Annotated in this window: 1 protein-coding gene; it reads right to left on the bottom strand. The window is 65.6% G+C overall.

What is annotated here, in order from left to right; all coding sequences use genetic code 11:
• Window positions 1-980 (bottom strand): Tn3 family transposase (locus ACJHYW_RS25235; protein ID WP_410233390.1); only part of this gene is annotated, 980 nt, incomplete at both ends.

Raw genomic sequence — 980 nt, forward strand, 5'->3', positions numbered from 1 at the left:
AGGCGGTTGAAGAACACCGCCCTGGCCAGCGAGTTGCGCGCCTCACCTTTGTTCAGGCCGGCATGCACGCGGCGGCGCAGTTCAACACTTTGCAGCCAGTCCAGGATGAACAGCGTGCGCTCGATCCGGCCCAGCTCGCGCAGGGCCACGGCCAGTCCGTTCTGGCGCGGGTAGCTGCCGAGCTTGCGCAGCATCAGCGAGGCGGTGACGGTGCCCTGCTTGATCGAGCTGGCCAGGCGCAGGATGTCGTCCCAGTGGGCACGCACGTGCTTGATGTTCAGGGTGCCGCCGATCAGCGGGCGCAACGTCGGGTAGGCTTGCACGCCCTGCGGCACGTACAGCTTGGTTTCGCCGAGGTCGCGGATGCGCGGCGCGAAGCGGAAGCCTAGCAGGTGCATCAGGGCAAAGACGTGATCGGTGAAGCCGGCCGTGTCGGTGTAGTGCTCCTCGATCCGCAGGTCGGACTCGTGGTACAGCAGGCCGTCGAGCACATAGGTGGAATCGCGGACGCCGACATTCACCACGCGGGTGCTGAACGGCGCGTACTGGTCGGAGATATGGGTATAGAACAGCCGTCCCGGCTCGCTACCGTACTTCGGGTTGACGTGCCCGGTGCTCTCGCCCCGGCCACCCGCGCGGAAGCGCTGGCCATCGGAGGATGAGGTCGTGCCGTCGCCCCAGTGGGCGGCAAAGGCGTGGCGATACTGGTGGTTGACCAGCTCGGCCAAGGCCGCCGAATAGGTTTCGTCGCGGATGTGCCAGGCTTGCAGCCAGGACAGCTTGGCGTAGGTCAGGCCGGGGCTCGACTCGGCCATCTTGGTCAGCCCGAGGTTGATCGCATCACCGAGGATTGCGGACAGCAGCAACGTCCTGTCTTTGGCCTCGGCCCCGTCCTTCAAGTGGGTGAAGTGGCGGCTGAAGCCCGTCCAGTCGTCCACGTCCATCAGCAGTTCGGTGATCTTGATGCGCGGCAGTAACTG

The organism is Escherichia sp. WS3063, assembly GCF_046486595.1.
Taxonomy (GTDB): Bacteria; Pseudomonadota; Gammaproteobacteria; order Enterobacterales; family Enterobacteriaceae; genus Escherichia; species Escherichia coli.